This window comes from Salifodinibacter halophilus (assembly GCA_012999515.1).
Lineage (GTDB): Bacteria > Pseudomonadota > Gammaproteobacteria > Nevskiales > Salinisphaeraceae > Salifodinibacter > Salifodinibacter halophilus.
The window spans coordinates 269,642-289,789 of sequence record JABEEB010000001.1 but is presented as its reverse complement, the minus strand read 5'-3'; the positions used below and the strand labels follow the sequence as shown (position 1 = coordinate 289,789).

Annotated in this window: 17 protein-coding genes; 15 read left to right on the top strand and 2 right to left on the bottom strand. The window is 59.7% G+C overall.

All coding sequences use genetic code 11. The features are described 5' to 3' along the window. Nucleotides 1–22 precede the first annotated feature (22 nt). From HKX41_01350 to infA, 4 genes are all read left to right on the top strand, one after another. Complete coding sequence (locus HKX41_01350) at nt 23–379, top strand: hypothetical protein (protein ID NNC22805.1); 357 nt, start codon at nt 23–25, stop codon at nt 377–379. 226 nt (nt 380–605) lie between these two features. Next, on the top strand, nt 606–1,796 hold the full coding sequence (locus HKX41_01345; GenBank protein ID NNC22804.1) for a GNAT family N-acetyltransferase: 1,191 nt from the start codon (nt 606–608) through the stop codon (nt 1,794–1,796). Continuing rightward, the gene (locus HKX41_01340; protein NNC22803.1) at nt 1,793–2,518 is read left to right on the top strand and encodes a leucyl/phenylalanyl-tRNA--protein transferase; all 726 of its coding nucleotides are present in this window, start codon (nt 1,793–1,795) and stop codon (nt 2,516–2,518) included. The genes HKX41_01345 and HKX41_01340 overlap by 4 nt, the downstream gene beginning before the upstream one ends. An 86-nt stretch (nt 2,519–2,604) precedes the next feature. After that, on the top strand, nt 2,605–2,823 hold the full coding sequence (gene infA, locus HKX41_01335) for a translation initiation factor IF-1 (protein ID NNC22802.1): 219 nt from the start codon (nt 2,605–2,607) through the stop codon (nt 2,821–2,823). 172 nt (nt 2,824–2,995) lie between these two features. Here infA and HKX41_01330 read toward each other — a convergent pair whose 3' ends face one another. After that, a complete protein-coding gene (locus tag HKX41_01330) occupies nt 2,996–4,411 on the bottom strand; it encodes a sigma 54-interacting transcriptional regulator (protein ID NNC22801.1) in 1,416 nt (471 codons plus the stop codon). Nucleotides 4,412–4,607: 196 nt separating this feature from the next. On the opposite strand from HKX41_01330, the gene speB reads away from it, so the two are divergent. The 9 genes from speB to HKX41_01285 all read left to right on the top strand — a co-directional run bounded on the left by speB (nt 4,608) and on the right by HKX41_01285 (nt 16,261). Continuing rightward, the gene (gene speB / locus HKX41_01325; protein NNC22800.1) at nt 4,608–5,555 is read left to right on the top strand and encodes an agmatinase; all 948 of its coding nucleotides are present in this window, start codon (nt 4,608–4,610) and stop codon (nt 5,553–5,555) included. Nucleotides 5,556–5,619: 64 nt separating this feature from the next. Further along, nucleotides 5,620–6,990 carry a YjiH family protein gene (locus tag HKX41_01320; GenBank protein NNC22799.1) on the top strand — a complete coding sequence of 457 codons (1,371 nt, stop codon included), beginning with the start codon at nt 5,620–5,622 and terminating at the stop codon, nt 6,988–6,990. 10 nt (nt 6,991–7,000) lie between these two features. Continuing rightward, nucleotides 7,001–8,635, top strand: coding sequence for a 5-guanidino-2-oxopentanoate decarboxylase (locus tag HKX41_01315; GenBank protein ID NNC22798.1), 1,635 nt, complete (start codon nt 7,001–7,003; stop codon nt 8,633–8,635). Between the two features lie 46 nt (nt 8,636–8,681). Beyond that, nucleotides 8,682–10,001 (top strand): cytosine permease, encoded by a 1,320-nt coding sequence (locus HKX41_01310; protein NNC22797.1) that lies wholly within the window; start codon nt 8,682–8,684, stop codon nt 9,999–10,001. Beyond that, nucleotides 9,998–10,732 carry an MBL fold metallo-hydrolase gene (locus tag HKX41_01305; GenBank protein NNC22796.1) on the top strand — a complete coding sequence of 245 codons (735 nt, stop codon included), beginning with the start codon at nt 9,998–10,000 and terminating at the stop codon, nt 10,730–10,732. The genes HKX41_01310 and HKX41_01305 overlap by 4 nt, the downstream gene beginning before the upstream one ends. Before the next feature lie 10 nt (nt 10,733–10,742). Beyond that, on the top strand, nt 10,743–12,191 hold the full coding sequence (locus HKX41_01300) for an aldehyde dehydrogenase family protein (GenBank protein ID NNC22795.1): 1,449 nt from the start codon (nt 10,743–10,745) through the stop codon (nt 12,189–12,191). Between the two features lie 473 nt (nt 12,192–12,664). Then, a complete protein-coding gene (locus HKX41_01295; GenBank protein NNC22794.1) occupies nt 12,665–13,129 on the top strand; it encodes a pilin in 465 nt (154 codons plus the stop codon). A 346-nt stretch (nt 13,130–13,475) separates the two neighbouring features. Continuing rightward, a complete protein-coding gene (locus tag HKX41_01290) occupies nt 13,476–15,317 on the top strand; it encodes a hypothetical protein (GenBank protein NNC22793.1) in 1,842 nt (613 codons plus the stop codon). A 23-nt stretch (nt 15,318–15,340) separates the two neighbouring features. Beyond that, nucleotides 15,341–16,261, top strand: a complete 921-nt coding sequence (locus HKX41_01285) for a glycosyltransferase family 2 protein (GenBank protein NNC22792.1) — start codon at nt 15,341–15,343, stop codon at nt 16,259–16,261. 43 nt (nt 16,262–16,304) lie between these two features. Here HKX41_01285 and HKX41_01280 read toward each other — a convergent pair whose 3' ends face one another. After that, on the bottom strand, nt 16,305–17,201 hold the full coding sequence (locus tag HKX41_01280; protein NNC22791.1) for a LysR family transcriptional regulator: 897 nt from the start codon (nt 17,199–17,201) through the stop codon (nt 16,305–16,307). A gap of 96 nt (nt 17,202–17,297) precedes the next feature. Between HKX41_01280 and HKX41_01275 the strand changes: the two genes are divergently transcribed. Continuing rightward, a complete protein-coding gene (locus HKX41_01275) occupies nt 17,298–17,798 on the top strand; it encodes a lactoylglutathione lyase family protein (protein ID NNC22790.1) in 501 nt (166 codons plus the stop codon). Between the two features lie 599 nt (nt 17,799–18,397). Then, nucleotides 18,398–20,131, top strand: coding sequence for a dihydroxy-acid dehydratase (locus HKX41_01270; GenBank protein ID NNC22789.1), 1,734 nt, complete (start codon nt 18,398–18,400; stop codon nt 20,129–20,131). The last annotated feature ends 17 nt before the right edge of the window (nt 20,132–20,148 follow it).

Genomic DNA, 20,148 nt, shown 5'->3' with positions numbered 1-20,148 from the left:
GGCTTATTTCAGGATTAGGCTTATGATGGAATCCGACACCGATATGTCGACTCGTCACTTCATTCTGACTTCGAACGGTAATATCGAGGAATTCTCGGACGCCGAGGCCTCAGCCGTCGCCGAAGGTACGCAGTATATCCCGCGCTTCGCCGATGAGCGCCTGCGCTATGTGCAGGTCGCATTCGACGAACGAGCCAACGATAACGGTGAAATCCGAGTCCAAACGATGGGCGCAATCGTTCATTTCGATGCAGACGGCCAACTGACCGACGCCGACCGCACAGATGAGGATAGCGCGGAGCTAACCTCTTTCGAGCACGATGCTTGCGTGCAGTTCGCGTTGAAAGAAACCGTCGGTCAGCAGCACGCTATCAACTGACACGCGAAACGCAGTATAACGGCACTGGGTGTTTTGCGATCCCCCCGGGCAGCTCAGACCAGTCAGGTTCACGTTTTCAACTGACAAGCTACGCGTCAAGCACAGACATTGGCGCCGACGGCCCGGCACACACGCTACGCCTCGGACTGCTGCATGTGTCGCACGTATTACAGGCAGCCTGCGCCTGGCGGCTTGCACACCCAGCGCCCTGCGTGAATAAGCAGCGATGCTGAGCGTGACTACTGTCGACCGGATCGACAACATCCCGCCCAGCGAGTGGAATGCACTGCTGACCACAGCTCAACCGTTTATCCGCCACGAGTTCCTCGCGGCACTCGAAGCCAGCGGCAGCGTCGGGCCCGGCACTGGGTGGCAACCACGTCACCTGATCTTGCGCGACACCGACGGCCACGCCGCCGCGGCAGCGCCGATCTACGAAAAACAGGATTCGTTCGGCGAATTCGTATTCGATTTCGCCTGGGCCAACGCCTATCGCCAGTGTGGCCTGGCCTACTATCCCAAGCTGGTCGCCGCCGTGCCCTATACGCCGGTCACCGGCCCACGACTACTGGCCCGCGATGCCGATACGCGTCGACAACTTGCGGCCGCCCTCGCCCGTCTGGTCGACGGTCGACGTTACAGCAGCGCCCATGTGCTTTTTACGGATGCCGACGATCGAACAGCGCTGGCAGCGGCCACCGACGAGGCACCTGATGGGCTGATAAACGCGCCAGCCGCAGCCATGCGGCGCGGCTGTCAGTATCGGTGGTATAACCGCGGCTATGCCACGTTCGACACCTTCCTCGCACAGTTGTCGTCAAAGCGCCGCAAACAAATCCGGCGCGAACGCCGTGAACTACACGCCGCCGGCGTGCGCATCGAAGTTCGCCACCCGCACGAGATAAGCGCCGAATTGTGGTCAACCCTATACAGCTTCTACGATCGCACCTATGCCGTACGCGGTCAGGACCCCTATTTAACCCCTGCGTTTTTCGATGAACTCGCCGCGCGCATGCCCGATCAAACGCTGTTTTTCATCGCTTTCCACGGACACGATCCAGTCGGCATGGCATTCATGATGTGTGACAAACACGCGCTCTACGGCCGCCACTGGGGCTGCCACACCGACTATCTTCATCTGCATTTCGAGACGTGCTATTACGCGGCCATCGACTACTGCATCGCCAATAACCTCGCGTTTTTCGACGCCGGCGTACAAGGCGAACACAAGATTCGCCGCGGTTTCGAACCATTCACGAGCTGGTCGGCGCATGCCATCGCCAACCCAACGCTACGGTCGGCCATCGTGGATTTCGTCGAACGCGAGAGTGCACTGGTCGCCGATCACGAAGCCGAAGAGCGTGCACGTTCCAGTTTTCCCAACGCCCAATCAACGCAAAATACCAGCCCCACATGAGCGAACAACAACTCTATTGGCTGGATCCGGCCACCCCTGACACGCCCTTCCCGTCGCCACAGGCCGCACTCGAACACCCAAACGGCTTGCTGGCTGCCGGCGGCGACCTATCGGTGCCGCGACTGCGTGCCGCCTACGCGCACGGTATTTTCCCCTGGTACGAACCGGGCGAACCAATCCTGTGGTGGAGCCCCGACCCGCGTACTGTATTCCAACCAGACGGCATCCATGTCTCAAAACGGTTGGCGCGAACGCTGAACCGGAACGATTACCGCATAACATTCGACACCGCATTCGAGGCCGTGATCGACGGTTGTGCTCAGCCACGCGGGGATTCGGCCGGTACCTGGATCAGCACGGACATGCGCGCGGCCTACCTCGCGCTGCACCGGGCGGGCGACGCACATGCCATCGAAGTCTGGCGCCAAGGTCGGCTGATTAGCGGCCTCTACGGCGTCGCCAGTGGCACGGTTTTTTTCGGCGAATCGATGTTCTCGCGCGAGCGCGACGCCAGCAAGATCGCCCTCGTCTGGCTCGGCCGGCAACTAGCGGCCTGGGGTTTCGAGCTACTCGACGGCCAAATCGGCTCCCCCCATCTCTATCGCATGGGGGCCTTCGACATGCCACGGCGACAATTTCTGGCGACGCTCGAGCAGCCGGCACCCGCGCACCGGGCGCACGATCGCTGGCATTTTGAACTGGAAACCGACGCAAGATGTTGAATCCAGTCACATTGACCACAATTAGTTGCCGAACGGCAATCTAGCCGCCACACTTTCGCCCTGACCGCGGGTTATCAACGAACTACATGGCCAAAGAAGACCACATCGAAATGGAAGGCACCGTCGTCGAGACGCTGCCCAACACAACTTTCCGCGTGCGGCTGGAGAACGGGCACGTCGTCACCGCACATATTTCCGGCAAGATGCGCAAGCACTACATCCGCATCCTGCGCGGCGACACGGTTACCGTGCAGCTTACGCCGTACGACCTCACCAAGGGCCGGATCACCTACCGCGGCCGCTGAGATCGCCAGCGCAGCCGCCATAGCCGCGCACCTCGAACAACTGCCTGCACGCTGCGCCTCATACGGAGAGGCGCGGCAACGACAAGGCAGAAGAGCCGTCCTGAGACATCATCAGTCTCGCCGTACGATGCTTGATACGCTTCCCACCGGGCGGCGTATTGCATGGGACGCTCTAGTCGCGCGACACAATCCGCAGTCCATGACGGCGTAGCTTGCGTACGACGCTCGGCTGACTGATGCCCAAGCGTTCGGCCATGGCATAAGTGCTCGGCAGGCGTGCGGCCAGGTCACCCAGTATCTCGGCCTCGACGGCCGCCAGCGTTTCACTCAGAGAGCGCCCTTCTTCCAAAGTTGCTAGCGGGCCACGCCCGCTTGTTGCCGTACTGGTTCGCGCCGGCGCTACGTCATACGCCTCCATCGGTGCTCCGATGACACCCCCTTCTGCGGATAGCCACGCGCGTTCGAGCCAGTTTTCCAGCTCGCGAACATTGCCCTGCCAATCGCCGCCCATCAGCTCTGGCCAAACCCGGGGATGCAAAACCTTATCCATGCCATAACGCTCGTTCAACCGGGCCAGCTGGCGCTCTGCGAGTGCGGGAATATCCTCGCGGCGCTCGCGTAGTGGCGGCAATGTGACGGGAATCACATTGAGTCGATAGTAAAGATCAAGTCGGAAACGTCCCTCTTCCACGCGTTGCGCCAAATCCTGGTTAGTCGTGACGACTAAACGGAAATCGACCTGCCGCGAGCGCGTGTCGCCCAACCGCATTAGATAACCGTCCTGGATCACCTTCAACAGCTTGCTCTGCATGGGCAGAGGAAGTTCACCGATTTCGTCGAGAAACAGCGTTCCCTTGTGGGCCTGCTCCAGCAGCCCAGCCTTGCCCAGCCGGGCAGCGCCACTGAATGCGCCGGGCTGATAACCGAACATCTCGGATTCGAACAACGACTCGGGAATCGCCGCGCAGTTGACGTCCACGAACGCGCCCTCGCCACGCCGGCTCCAACGGTGCAACTGGCGCGCGAAGGCTGTTTTTCCAACGCCCGACTCGCCGAGCATCAACACCGTCGCGTCGGTCGCCGCCACGCGCTTAATCAGTTGCGCCACCTCGTGCATGACTTGGCTATGCACCTCGAGCGACTCCAACTCCAACGTATCGTCCGACGACGGACTACCACCAAGCTTTAGGTGCTCGTTGAAACGCCGCTGAAGCAGCGCGTATTCATCCTGCAGCAAACGCAAGTCGGTCATGTCCATGGAACGGCTGATGACACGCACCAAAGTGCCCGCCGCATAAACCGGATGCGCCTCGGCAATCACTTGGCGCCCCGTCCCAGTACGTTGCATGACCTGGGCCGGCTGGCCGGTGCGTATTACTTCCAGCGATACCGATGGTGACAATACGCCGCGCGTTTCTAGCTCGTGCACCGTGGTCGCGCACAACGACTCGCGGCTCATGCCGTACACCGCGGCACTACCGGGGCTGACATCCAAAACACGGCCATTGGCGTCGACGATGAACACATGGTCGTGCCCGGTATGCACCAGAGCCTTGAGGGTTTGAACCTCAATATCGTTGTCGGACATGCCGTACCGATTTATTTTTGAATTAGAATTCAAAAATAAATCATCTATGCCATTAAAACAATGCAAATCTGCATCACTGGAACCGCTAAGTATTTGATTTTTAAGTTAGCGATCGTTGGCACGCTTCATGCGCGGAAGCAAAACACGCCATAACTACCCGCCTTACTGCCAGGAGAGATGCATGAGCGAGCACGACATCCCGCGTTTCAACCAACCGCTAGGTGGCAACGACATGCCGCGCTTCGGCGGCCCCGCCAGCATGATGCGGCTTCCCACACAAGAAACTGCCAAGGGACTCGATGCCGCCTTCGTGGGCATTCCTATGGATATCGGCACTTCGAACCGCCCCGGCACGCGCCTGGGGCCGCGCCAGATTCGCGATGAATCGCGCATGCTGCGCCCTTACAACATGGCTACCCGGGCCGCACCGTTCGATAGCCTGCAAGTCGCCGACATTGGCGATACACCAATCAACACCTTCGACCTCAAGAAAAACATCGGCATCATTGAGAGCCACTACCAAGAACTGCTCTCTCACGGCGCCGTGCCTCTGACGCTCGGCGGCGACCATACCCTGACATGGCCGATCCTGCGTGCCATGGCCAGCCAATATGGCCCCATCGGCTTGATCCACATCGATGCCCACGCCGATATCAACGAGCACATGTTCGGCGAAGAAGTGGCGCACGGCTGTACATTCCGCCGCGCCCAGGAGGAAGGCTTGCTGGACAGCCAACGCGTGGTGCAAATCGGCCTTCGGGGTACCGGCTACGCCGCCGACGACTTCGATTGGTGTCGAGAGCAGGGCTTCCGTGTCGTGACCGCGGAACAGTGCTGGCATAAATCGCTGGACCCTTTGATGGCCGAGGTGCGCGAACAGATGGGCGACGGCCCGGTATATATCTCGTTCGACATCGATGGACTCGATCCCTCGGTAGCCCCCGGTACCGGCACCGTCGAGGCCGCGGGCCTAGCCATGGCGCAAGGGCTCGAGATCGTCCGCGGCGCCCAGGGCCTCAATGTGGTCGGCGGCGACCTGGTCGAAGTCGCGCCACCTTATGACGCCAGCGGCAACACCGCACTGATGGGCGCCACCTTGCTCTACGAAATGCTCTGCGTACTGCCCGGCGTCAAACGCCGCTGATCTCATGCCCCGTTACGGGGCCATCCAACAAGTGGTGACATCTATGTCCGCATCTCCCGACTCCATCGCCACTAACAGTGGTGACCCCAGTGGCGCACAACTAACCCCGCGCGGCCTCCTCAAGTTTCTGATTCCCTCGCTGATCGGCGTCGGTATGTTCCTGGTGCCCTTCTCGACGGGCGACACCATCAACATAGGCATGGGCATGCTCGCCGACGGCCTCAAGGCCTTGCTCGGCGATGCCTTGCCCGCTATCGCCACGCTGGTGCTCTGCCTTTCGGTCCTGCTGACGGTCTACGTCAAGGCCGCCAAACCGAGATGGTCACGCGCGGGCGCGCTCAACGAACTATTTGATGTAGAGCCGTTATGGATCCTGATGCGTGCGTTGGGCGCACTGTTCGCGCTCATGACCTATTTCCAGGTTGGCCCTGAGTTCGTAACCGCTTCCACCACTGGCGGTGTCATGCTCAACGACCTCGCCCCTGTGCTACTGACGTTCTTCTTCTTCGCCGCTCTCCTGCTGCCGTTTCTGGTCGATTTCGGCTTCATGGAGTTTATCGGCAGCCTGGTGCGCGCCCCTTTTCGCAAGATTTTCGGGCTTCCCGGTCGCAGCGCCATCGACGCCACCGCCTCATGGATGGGCTCCGGCACCGTGGGTGTGCTGATTACCACCCAGCAATACGAACGCGGTTTCTACAATCGTCGCGAGGCCTCGGTTATTGCGACGAACTTTTCCATCGTCTCGATTGCCTTTGCACTGCTAGTGACCAGCTTCATCGGCATCAACCACCTCTTTATCCCCTTCTACCTCACCGTCGTGGTCGCGGGCCTGGTGGCCGCCGTGATCGTGCCACGTCTGCCGCCACTATCGCGCAAGTCAGAGACCTACCATGAATCGATGGGTTGCCGTCTCGACGAGACACACAGCAGCAGCCAAAGCCTGTTTCGCTCTAGCCTGGGCATGGCGGTGGATCGTGCCCACAAGGCCCCCGGGCCACACCAACTGTTGCGTCACGCGCTGCTGAACGTGGCCGATATCTTTTTCGGTTTGCTGCCGCTGGTCGTCGCCATCGGCACCGTAGCCCTGATTCTGGCCGAGTTTACGCCGTTTTTCACCTGGATTTCCTACCCCATGGTGCCGGTTCTCGAATGGATGCGCGTGCCCGAAGCCGCTGCAGCCGCACCCGCGACCCTGGTGGGCTTCGCCGATATGTTTCTGCCCGCTGTGCTAGCCAGCGATATTGAAAGCGAGCTAACCCGCTTCGTGATCGCCTGCCTGTCCCTGACGCAGTTGATCTACATGTCGGAAGTCGGCGCTCTGCTGCTCAAATCCAAGATCCCACTCAAACTCTGGGAGCTGGTGGTCATATTCCTGCTGCGTACCGCCATCACCCTGCCAATCATCGTATTGATGGGCCACTGGCTGGTGGCCTGAGGAGCCTGCCATGACACACGAAACGCGCGCTTCTGCCCGGCATGTCAGCTGCGCTGAGGCATTGGTCCAACTGTTACGTGATCGCTATGCTGTGGACACCGTCTTTGGCATCCCCGGCGTGCATACCGTACCGCTCTATCGCGGTTTAGAAGCGAGCGGCCTGCGGCATGTCACGCCGCGTCACGAACAAGGCGCGGGTTTCATGGCAGATGGCTACGCCCGCGCCAGTGGTAAGCCCGGGGTCTGCTTCATCATCACCGGGCCGGGTATGACCAACATCGCCACGGCCATGGGCCAAGCCCTGGCCGACTCGGTACCCATGCTGGTGATTTCCAGCGTCAATCGTTGCGACACTCTGGGGCGCGGCCAAGGCCGCCTGCACGAACTGCCCAGCCAACAGCACGTACTGGCGGGCGTCAGCCGCTTCAGCCATACGCTGCTCGACCCAAGTGCTTTGCCGGAAGTGCTCGCGCGCGCCTTCGCGGTATTCCAATCCGCACGGCCGGGGCCGGTGCACATCGAGATTCCCACCGACCTCTTCGATACATCCATCGCCCTATCCGAGCCAGCCTCGCCGGCACGGCTGTATCGCCCCGCCGCACACCCCGAAGGCATTGCGCTGGCAGCCGAGTGGCTACGCCAAGCACATATGCCGTTAGTGCTGCTAGGCGGCGGCTGCGCGGACGCTTCGACAGCGGCACAAACATTGGTCGAGCGCCTCGACGCCCCGACCGTAACCACGATCAATGCCAAGGGGGTGCTCGGGCGCGAGCATCCGCTCGACCTGGGCGCCAATGCCACCTGGCCCGAGGCACGCGCCCTGGCGCGTGAGGCCGACGTCATCCTAGCCGTAGGCACCGAGCTCGGCGAAACCGATTACGACGTGGTATTCGATGACGGATTCACGTTGACCGGTCGCGTCATTCGTGTCGACCTGGAGGCCGAGCAACTGGCGCGCAACCAAACGACGGCCCTGGGCCTCGTCAGCGATGCCCATACCGCGTTGGACGCGCTAGTGGCGCACTTTCCGACGCCGCTTTCACGTCAAGGAGCTGCCCGCGTACGTGCCATACACGACGCGCTGGCCCTGCCAGAACGCCCTGACATGGCGCCTTTTGTGCCGCTTTACACGGCCATCGATAAGGCCTTACCGGAAGCAATTCTCGTCGGCGACTCCACCGACCCGGTCTACGCCGGTAACCACCTCGTCGAACGTGCTATGCCTCGGCGTTACTTCAATGCGTCGACCGGTTACGGCACCTTAGGGTACGGCCTGCCGGCGGCACTTGGCGCCCAGATCGCCACCCCTGGTGCGCCGGTGGTGGCCCTGATAGGCGATGGCGGTGCGATGTTCACCCTGAGTGAGCTGGCCACCGCCGTCGACGAAGAGCTCCCCGTGGTCGTGGTGCTCTGGAACAACGCCGGCTACGAGGAAATCCGCCGCTACATGGAGGCGCATGGCGTCGCTCGCATCGGTGTCGCCCCCTCGCCTCCCGACTTCCAGCACCTCGCCGAAGGGTTCGGCTTCGCCCCGCATCGCGTCGACTCCCCCATCGCGCTCGAGCGCGCGCTTAACGATGTCTCGTGCACGTCGCCCACGCTGATCGAGATCGACGCCAGACGTTGGCAGGCAGCACTCGGCTGAGACTCGCCGCCGTGACCAAGGCATAACGACAACAGGCGCAACAATAATGAGCCAACACACGCCCAGCGCCTTCGAGCACAATACTCTGGAGGCCGAGCATGTCGAGCACAGCCTGAGCCTAACCGGCACCTTTGCCATGTGGCTGGGCGCCAACGTGGTGGTCACCACGATACTCACGGGCATGCTGCTGGTACCCAACCTTAGCTTTTTGCATGCCATGCTGCTGGTCCTGCTAGGGTCGGCCATCGGCATCGTGCCGCTGGTATTGATCGGCGTCATGGGCCAACGCACGGGACTCACCACTATGATCTTGGCACGCGCCACCTTCGGCCGCGTGGGTGCCAGCATGCCGGCATGGGTCAACCTGTGCGTCCTGGTCGCGTGGAGCTGGATCCAAGCGTTGCTGGCGGGCATGAGCCTCGACTACGCGGTCGAAAGCCTTACTGGGTACTCGAATGTGGCGCTATTTACTGTGCTCTGCGAAGGCCTGGTGGTGCTGATCACCCTGCGCGGGCATCTGGGCATCGAAACCGCCGAGAAAATCGCGGCACTATTGATGCTCGCGCTGGCCACCGTGGTGTTCTACGCCTTGGCACACCACTACGACCTAGCCTCCATCACCGAGGTCACAGCGCAAGGCGGCCTGGGCAACGGCATAGCCTTCGACATTGTGATCGCCACCGCTTTTTCCTGGATCCCTTTAGCAGCCGACTACAATCGTCACTGTAAGAGCGTGACAGCCGCCGTCGCAGGCACCTGGGGTGGCTACGTCACAGCGACGCTAATCGCCATGGGACTCGGAGCCACTGTCTCGGCGCTGTCGCTCTCCACCGGCCTCGAACAGACCTACGACCCCACACAATTGCTGAGCAACTTCGGCTTCGGCTTGCCCGCTGCCTTCGTGATCTTTTTCTCGGTGCTCACCACCAACGTGATGTGCGTGTATAGCGCGACATTGTCCTACATGAGCGTGCGCCCCTCGACGCCGTTCTGGAAACCGGCGCTGATCATCGGCATCACCTCCGTACTCGGTTCGCTGATACCGGGCATACTCGATCAGTTTCAAAACTTCTTGTTGATCATCGGCAGCCTATTCATCCCCGCCTTCGCGCTAATGATCGTCGATTATTTTTTGATTGATCGCGGACGTTTCACGCATCAAAACTTGATCGCTCAAGCCGGGCGGCTGCCCACATTCAACCCCGTCGCTTTTTTCAGTTATGCGGTGGGCGCGGCACTGGCTTACTACTGGAATTGGGTGGCACCGCTGTCGTTCGGCGCCTCGTTGCCTGTCTTCGTGGTGACCGGCTTGCTCTATTACGTCGCTACTCGTTGGCAACGCCGCACAAGAGGAATGCGTGCATGAACCTTAGCCGACTCGATGCTACGAACTGGTATCGCACCACAACACTCGATGACAGCATCACACGGATCGACGAGCCCGCCATCAAACCGTTCTACCGTTGCAACATCTGGCATGTGCGGGGCCGCGATCGCGACCTGTTGGTGGATTTCGGACTCGGCGCCGTGCCGCTGCGCAGACAGGTGCCACTACTTAGCGAACGTGATCTGGTCGCAGTGGCCAGCCACACCCACTTCGATCATATCGGTGCCGCGCACGAGTTCGAATGCTGCCATGTGCATACTGCCGAAGCAGACATTTTGGCTAGCCCCGACAATGCGCGCACCCTGGCCGCCGATTTCCTTGACGACGCCATGTTCGAGGCCTTGCCGCCGGCCCCCTTTGAATACCATAGCCACCGTATCGCCCCACCGACACACATCGCCACGCTCGAGGATGGCGAAACTATCGACCTCGGCGACCGCCGTTTCGAGGTCGTCCACACACCGGGACATTCCCCCGGTGGCATCGCATTATGGGAAGCCCGCAGCGGCACACTCATCTCGGGCGATCTCATTTATGACGGCCCATTGATCGAGGATGTCTATCACAGCAACGTCCACGATTATGCCGCCAGCATGCGACGCCTGCGCGAGTTACCCGCGCGCGTCGTCCACGGCGGCCACTTCCCCAGTTTTTCCGGGACACGCCTGCACGCCATGATCGACGACTGGCTGCGTGACCACGCCCTCTGAAGGAGCCTTCATGCAAGCACTCAATCACCAATTCATCGATAACTGCTGGGTCAATAGCCACGGCACACGGCACCTGCCCGTGATGGATCCCTATCACGAACGTCAGCTTACCGAGGTCACGGCCGGCGATGCCCGTGATGTCGAAGCGGCCGTCGAGGCAGCACGTCGCGCGCTGCCCGAGTGGCAAGCCCTGGGCGGTGAGCGACGCGGCACCTACCTGAACGCGCTGGCCGACGCCCTGACGGCACGCCGCGAGGCGTTGATGGAGCTGTCCGCGACCAATAATGGCAAGGCACTAGCCGAGGCTGGCATCGATCTCGACGACGCTATTGCCTGCTATCGCTACTACGCACGCCAGGCAGGTGACTTGGAAGCTCGGCAAGGGCGCCGTATCACGCACGACATCGAGGGCGTCGACGCTTACTGCTACGAAGATCCCGCCGGGGTGGTCGGCCTGATCACGCCGTGGAACTTCCCGCTGGTGACCAGCGCCTGGAAGATCGCTCCAGCCCTGGCGGCTGGTTGTACGGTCGTCTTCAAACCCTCTGAAATCACGCCGCTGCCAGAACAGGCTCTCGCCGAGATCGCCCTAGAACTCGAGATGCCACCGGGTGTACTCAACCTATTGCATGGCGATGGCGAAGGCATTGGGAAACCGCTGACGCATCACAGCGACATCGACAAACTATCGTTCACCGGCAGCAATGCTGTGGGTGAACGCGTCATGCAGGCCGCCGCCGAAGGCAGTCGCGGCGTCTCGTTGGAGCTGGGCGGAAAGTCGCCTATTCTGGTGCTGGCGGATGCCGACATCGACCAGGCCGCCGACTGGGTCATGGCCGGCATCTACTTCAACAGTGGTCAGATTTGTTCGGCGACCTCGCGCTTGATCGTGCACGAAACACTGGCCGAGTCACTGTTTGAAGCGCTGGCTACACGCATCGACGCCATACGCCTGGGCGACCCACTAGGCGCGAACACTGACATGGGGCCGATGACCAGCCAGCATCAGCACGAGCGAGTTCACGCTTACCTGGCGATCGCCGAGCGAGAAGGCTTACATGCGGTGCGCGATGCACGCCACCGCCAATTACCGCCACATGGCTACTTCATCGCCCCCACGCTGTATCGCGATGTGCCCACCGATAGCCGTCTTTGGCGTGAAGAGGTTTTCGGTCCAATACTGTGCGCACACAAAGCCACCTCCGACGACGACGCCATCGCCCTCGCCAACGACAGCGCGTTCGGCCTAGCCGCCACAGTCATCAGTGGCGCCCCACAGCGCGCCCGGCGTGTCGGCCGTGCGCTGCGTGCCGGCAACATCTGGTACAACAGCGAGCAGATCATCATCCCCGAAACCAGCTGGGGCGGTTTCGGGCATAGCGGCATCGGCCGCGAACTCGGCCCATGGGGGCTGGCCGACTACCTCGAAGTCAAACACCTGATTGGGCCGGCGGACTAATCGATACGAGAACTACAACGAAAACGTAGCAGGGCCGCATATGCGTATTTACGCGCCATCGGGTGACGTTGGATGTCATCTTACGACGCGATCAGTTGACGTGTTGCGTCGAATTTCGTGTTTTGCCTCGGTTAAACAAGGGATTAAAACTTGGCACGGCGTTTGCTTTATCTGTAATAAGCGCCCATTAAGAAGGCGCGGCTGGGGTTTAAATAACAACAATAAAACGGCAAACCTAATAACAATAAAAACGCCAGACCCCGAATCCAGGGCCGCTCCGGCGGCCCTTTTTTTGCTTGTTCTGACGTATAACGTCACTTTCTGACGCAATACTCTGTCGTATGGCGTCAGTAGTGGGCGTCGTCCGGCCGAAAAACAGAAGGTTGCATCTGGCACGGTATTTGCTATTTTTAGCGATGGGATATCTGCCAAAACACGGATGCACTCTTCCATTCATGGCACAAGGACACGCAATGAGAATCGAAAGGCGCAAACAACAAGGTTTCACGCTTATCGAACTAATGATCGTGGTGGCAATCATCGGCATCCTCGCCGCGATCGCAATCCCGCAGTATCAAAACTACGTGATCCGCTCGCAGGCTGCAGAGGCTAGTACCGAACTAGGCAGTATTCGTCCACAGATCGCCGAATTTTATGCATCCACGGGTCACTTCCCGACCTCAAACGAGAGCGCTGGCATTCAAGCGCCCGCAACGAGCATAACCGGCAAATACGTTACAAGTGTTGATGTGGGCAGCACCAATAAGAAAGCCGTCACAATCACTTTCGGCAATGCCGCAAACGAAGTACTCAGCGGCCATACAATCGTATATTCGATGATCGCCACCGGAAGTAGCATTGAATTGCAATGTACTGATGCCGGAGATGTCCCAACCCAATATCTGCCATCCGATTGCCGTAATAATCAACAAGACTAAACGCTTTCTAACCAAGGCCTTTGCCTAGCGCTCACAGATTGGAATCCCAAAATCAGGGTCGCTTCCGGCGGCTCTTTTTTTTGTCCAATAACCGCCACTATGCGCCACACCCACTGGCCACTACTTACACTCGCCGTGCTTTTGGCACCCGCCGCCGGCGTCTACTGGCCAGCACTTTCAGGCATTTCTTGTGCGACGATTACGCTGTTTTGACGCGGTTACTAGAAGCCAATACGCGTAAGCTGACAGTCGCCGTCGATATCGACGCCCAACACCACGATCGACGCCCTCGTGCCGCGCAGCCAGACCGAAACCGGCCAGGCAGCAACAATGAAAAGAGTAGCGGATGAGTATGGCTTTCGCATGCCGACGCGGTGACTATGGCCCCGCGCTGGTTCTCGGCGCGGGATTGATCGCGACGTTCGCGGTGTACTGGATGGGGCTGCATGGCGGCTTCATGTATGACGATTTTCCAAACATCGTTCACAACGCCGCGGTACACGTGACGGCATCTACATTGCCTGACTGGTGGCAAGCTGCGACGGGATCGCCGAGCAGCTTATGGCGACCAGTGGCCATGCTCAGTTTCGGTGCCAATTATTATTTCACCGGGCTGAACCCCTTCTGGCTCAAACTGATTAACCTCGCGCTGCATCTTTTGTGTGGTGCGCTCGTTTTCGGCGTTCTACGCCAGATTTTTCGGGCCGCGCGCAAACGCGATATTGACTTGCCACCAGCACTGTCTGGTCCCCGCGCCGATGTTATCGCCGCGGCCGTCGCCTGCCTTTGGTTGCTGGCGCCGATCAACGTCACACCGGTGCTCTACGTCGTCCAGCGCATGGCAATTATCGCGCAAGTTTTCGTGTTGGCGGGCCTGTGGTGTTTCGCTATCGGTCGCGGGCGTCAGATGGACGGCGACCGCGGCTGGCCATGGCTTGCACTCGGGCTGTTTGTCCTACCGCTTATCGGCCTCGGCGGCAAAGAAACCGCTGTACTGACACCTGCCTACGCATACGCGCTCGAATTGACAGTATTCGGCTTCGCCACCGCCGGCTACCGGCTAAATCGGCGGCTAGTTGTATTTTTAACCACCATGATCGTGCTGCCGCTTGGTTACTTTCTTGCCATGCGGCTGCCGGGGCTGTTCGAAGGCAGTGCCTTCGCCCACCGTGGTTTCACCGCGATCGAGCGGTTGCTGACCGAGGCTCGAATCGTGGGCCACTATATTTACTGGACCGTGGCTCCATGGCTCGGTAATTTGAGCTTTTACCACGATGACATCGGTATCTCGACCGGGCTTTTCACGCCGTGGCACACAATCGTTTATATCGTCGGCCTAGCCGCGTTGGCCATATGTGCATTCGTCATACGCCGGCGGCTGCCACTGATTTCGCTGGGCATTCTGTGGTTTTTCGCCGGCCATCTACTCACCGCGACGATTATTCCACTGAATCTGGCCCACGAACACCGCAACTATTTTCCGTCGCTTGGGTTGTTGCTGGCGATCACGGCTATTCTGGTTCGCATCGCCCGACTATCGGTATTCCGGCTACCAGCCTTCGTGTTACTGGCCGCACTCGTGCTGTGGTCAGCCAATGTGACCGCACTGCGCTCAAACGAATGGTCGAATCCAATACGACTGGCTGTTTCCAGCACCCTGACCCATCCGGACTCGCCCGGGGCGCACTATTCGCTCGGGCGTCAACTGCTCATCGCCGCCGAGGATGACAAGGTTCTCATCGCCCGCGCACGCAAGGCATTGATTACCGCCCAAAATCTGCCGAACAGTGGTGTTTTACCCAGCCTGACACTCATCAACATGGCTGGACACACATCAGAACCACTCAACGATCAGTGGTTCAAAACGATTATCACCCGGCTGCACCGCGCGCCGATCCAGCCAGCCGCGATCGACGCCCTTGCCCGGCTCACTCATTGTCAGATTAACGGTCCGTGCCAGCCGCGGCCGAAGCAGATGCTGCCGATCTTTCTGGCCGCGCTGGCCAAGCGTCCATACCAATCCAACTTGCTCGCAGCTTACAGTCAATTCGCCGCCGCCGAACTTGTCGATCCGTCTCTCAGTCGCCGCATGGCCCGGCATGCAGTGAACCACGCGCGTTTCCCAGAACTTCATCGCCACGCGCTAGCCAATATACTGAAGCCACCTGCCTCCAAGTTGTTGAAATAGTGAGCGAATTGTCTACCCGCACCATAGACAACCTCGGCGCCGATCTGTCGATTGTGCTGCCGGCACATAATGAAGCCTCCGAGCTAGCGCGTCTGCTGCCCGATCTAGCCACACGTTATCCGGCGGCCGAAATACTCGTGGTCGACGACGCTTCGACCGACAACACGGCCTCGGTCTGCGACGCATCCGGGGTAAGGCGCTTAACGCACCCGCAAACCAAAGGCAACGGTGCCGCGATCAAGGCTGGTGCACGCCGCGCGCGCGGCAATGTGTTGGTGTTTATGGACGCCGACGGCCAACACGCTCCGGCTGAGATACAAAACCTGCTAGCCCTTCTGGTCGAAGGCTACGATTTGGCCGTCGGCGCACGCGGCCGATCGGCACAGGCCAGTGCAGCACGCTGGGCGGCCAACACGTTCTACAACCGATTCGCGAGCTGGTTCGTCGGCCACCCGGTGGCCGACTTGACCTCCGGTTTCCGCGCCTGCCATGCACGGGTGTTTCGCGAATTCCTGTCGCTTTTGCCGAATGGGTTTTCGTACCCGACGACATCAACGATGGCGTTTTTCCGAGCCGGCTACTCGGTTGGCTATGTGCCGATCGAGGCAGTGCGTCGCCATGGCAACCAGCCAAGTCACATCCGGCCATTTCGCGACGGCGCGCGCTTTTTCCTGATCATATTCCGGATCGGCACGCTCTATTCACCGCTCAAACTCTTCCTGCCGGTCAGTATGCTGTTTTTCTTATCGGGGCTCGGCTACTACTGCTTCAAAACGGTGGCCAACGGGCACCTTATGTTCACCAACGGCACGGGATTGTTATTCATTACCGCCATACTCGTGTTTCTGATTGGCCTGGTTTCCGAACAGATTACGCAGCTCGTCTACGCCAGCCGAGATGCCCCACCCGATCCATCACAGAAGGACGACGAGCCAGACCGGTAACTGCCAACGGCGAATCAGATGCCCCAGGTGCTTTTCCAACAGATCATGCAGATGCTGACAGCGCCTTTTGGAATCGACTCTTGGTACGCAATCGCTGTGCCACACAATGCACTGCCGGCGGCAAAGCCCATTCGGACCGATGGATCATCCAGAGGGTATCGATGGCCAACTGCCCATAATCGATGGCCCGGATTTCTTCCTGACGCGCGAATGCGCAACGCGCATAGCGCGGGATGACAGTAAAGCCAATACCGCGGCTCACCGGTTCGAGAATCAACCCGATCTGATTGATAAACATGTGTCGTCGGATCGCTTCGATACCAGGCGCACGCGGAAAAACGCGCTGCAACAGCCGGCCCGCCATCGCCTGTCCGTCAGGATGGTCGATAAAACCCAGCGCCTCCAAATCTGCCCAATCATCGGCGCTCGCTCCAGCAGGCACCACGAGCTCGAGTGGCTCCTCCGCGAAATGTGAAGCCGTGACACGCGGGTCATCGGGCTCGAAGGTCAAAACGCCAAGGTCATAATGATTATCGAGCACAGCTTCGAGTACTTCTGTGTCCGGCGCGAAGCGGTGCCGCAACGATAACCTCGGCTTGGACTGCTGCAGTTCCATGAGTACAGGGAACAAAAACAAGCCAACGCTACCGGGCGTGATTAATCCGATCTCTCCCTGCTCCGCTTCCGATTCCGCCAAGCGAAGCCGAAGACGCCGATCGGCCTGACCCAAATCACGACAATATTCGGTCAAAGCCTCCCCGGCCGGCGTGAGTTCGACACCACTGGAACGGCGCACAAACACCGGCCCCAGTTCATCTTCCAAGCGACGAATATGCTGGCTCACGGCTGCCTGCGTAAGTCCTAAATGTTCCGCCGCCTGGGTGAATTGCCCAAGCTCGGCAAGGGTTACGAACGAGCGTAACCACTGCGGATTAAGCATTAGTAATTCTTATACAAATATAAGTATCTATATATTTTAATTATAAATACCCGCGTTTACGATTAATAGCCATCAAATACGACAGTGGTGATTCTCATGAGCTCGCCCTATCCGCGCACGTTTTCTCATATTGGCCTGTCGGTGCCCGATCTGGATGCCGCCATCGAGTTCTATACTCAGGTGATGGGGTGGCATCTCATCATGCCGCCGACCGAGGTACCGGAAGACAATTCAGCAATCGGCAATATGTGTCAGGATGTCTTCGGCTCGGGTTGGAGCTCGTTCCGTATCGCGCACCTGTCGACCGGTGACCGCATCGGGATCGAAATGTTCGAGTTCAAGGACGTCACTCAGCCCGACGACAATCTCGACTTCAAGAAGGTCGGCTTATTCCACTTCTGTGTGCAGGATCCGGACCTCGAGGGCTTGGTCGAAAAGATCGTAGCCGCCGGCGGCAAGCAACGCATGCCCGTACACGAATACTATCCAGGTGAGAAACCGTACCGGATGGTCTACGTCGAAGATCCATTCGGCATCGTATTCGAGATCTATAGCCACAGCTATGAGCTGACCTACTCGGTCGGCGCCTATCAATAAACCCATCCGCGCCCCTGCCCGGATATAACCATCCGCGACAATAACGCGATGTCCACGCGTCGCCGTGCCTGGCAGTGGCACGGCGGCAAGCGACCGGGCGATCCACCTCTGGCCGAAGTGGCAAGTCCCACCCACTCAGTCTAAGTCACCGATACGGCGAGCAACCTCGGTCGCGGATTGGACAGCCACCGGTGGCGCATTAGTCGACGGTTCACGGCAGGCCCCATCATCGATGCCGACAGCATCAAAAACCGTGATACCCGAAGGCTAGGCAGCCGCCGTGGATAGCCACAATCTCGCGCGTATCCGCGTCGATTCGTCCACTCGCCGATCACAGCTCAGATAATTGTGCTTGCTGCGGCATGAGCTGTATCGCTGGCGGGCGCTTACTATCCACATCTCCCTTTAGGCACGGGCTCATAACGTGCCCGGCCAAGACGGCGTTGAGCAGCAATTATTTGCCGTTAATCGGCGCGCCAATGCGTTAACAACGTCTCGCCAGCACACCCAATCGCGGATTTCGGCTGACTAATGTTTGACATATGTATTCAATGTCAAACATTATGGCTCAAAAGGGGCACGCAACGGCCACATCCACGATGAGTAACGATTCGACAAACAACAAACCATTCCGCTCTCAGGCTTGGCTCGGGGGCGTTGATCGCGATGGTTTCATCCACCGAAGCTGGCTCAAAAACAGTGGCCTGCCCGACGATGCTTTCGACGGTCGGCCCATCATCGGCATCTGCAACACGTTTTCAGAGCTGACACCGTGTAACGCGCATTTCCGTGACTTGGTCGAACACATCAAACGCGGTGTGCTGGACGCTGGCGGCACGCCGTTGGAATTTCCCGTATTTTCCTGCGGTGAAACGCTACTGCGGCCATCGGCCATGCTGTTCCGCAATCTCGCGGCCATGGACACCGAAGAAGCCATCCGCGGCAATCCGATTGACGGCGTCGTGTTGATGTGTGGCTGCGACAAAACGACCCCGTCGTTGGTCATGGGCGCAGCCAGTTGCGACCTACCCACGCTCGTGGTCTCCGGTGGCCCCATGCTGAACGGCCGATTCCGGGGCCAAGAAATCGGCTCCGGTACGCACGTCTGGAAATTCTCCGAGGACGTGCGCGCCGGCAAGATGGATAGCAACGATTTTCTAGCCGCCGAGTCCGGCATGAGCCGATCGCCGGGCCACTGCAATACCATGGGCACGGCCTCCAGCATGGCCTCGATGGCCGAAGCGCTGGGCCTCGCTCTGCCTGGTAATGCCGCCTACCCGGCAGTCGACGCCAACCGCAATCGACTGGGCCGTCTGTCCGGGCGTCGCATCGTCGACCTCGTCCATGAAGACATTCGGCCGTCGCAGATCTTACAGCGCCCGGCGTTCGAGAACGCCATCCGCGTTAATGGCGCCATCGGTGGTTCGACCAACGCCGTCGTCCATCTGCTCGCGATCGCTGGCCGCGTGGGTGTGGATATAACGCTTGACGACTGGGATCGCGTCGGCCACGACGTGCCCTGTCTGGTTGACCTTATGCCCTCGGGCCGCTATCTGATGGAAGACTTCTGCTACGCAGGCGGATTATCGGCGGTCATGAAACGTATCGAAAACTTGCTGGACCGCGACGCGCTTACAGTCAACGGCCACACCGTGGGCGACAACCTTGAGGGTGTCGAATGCTATAACGACGACGTCATCCGGCCACTGGACCAACCGCTGACCGAAACCGGCGGCATCGCTGTATTACGCGGCAATCTCGCCCCCGACGGCGCGGTTATCAAACCCTCGGCGGCTTCGCCGGAACTCATGCAACACCATGGCCGCGCCGTGGTCTTCGAATCACTCGAGGATTTCAAGGCGCGCGTCGACGATCCCGACCTCGATATCAAAGCCGACGACATCATGGTCTTAAAAGGTGCCGGCCCGAAGGGCTATCCCGGCATGGCCGAGGTCGGCAATATGCCGCTACCGGCCAAGATCCTCGAGCAGGGCGTACGTGACATGGTGCGCCTGTCGGACGCGCGCATGTCCGGCACCGCGTTCGGCACCGTGGTGCTCCATGTTGCGCCCGAATCAACTGCGGGCGGCGTATTGGCACTTGTCGAGACCGGCGACCAGATCCGCCTGGATACCCAATCCCGCGAGCTCACACTGGACGTCGACGACGCCGAGCTGGCTAATCGACGCGAATACCTGACCACGCCCGAGCCACCGATGAGCGGCGGCTACCAGAAAATGTATTTTGACCATGTCGAACAAGCCGATCGCGGCGCCGATCTAGACTTCCTACGCGGGTGCCGCGGCGCCGAGGTGCCGCGGGAAAACCACTAACCGCCGTAATGTTTGCT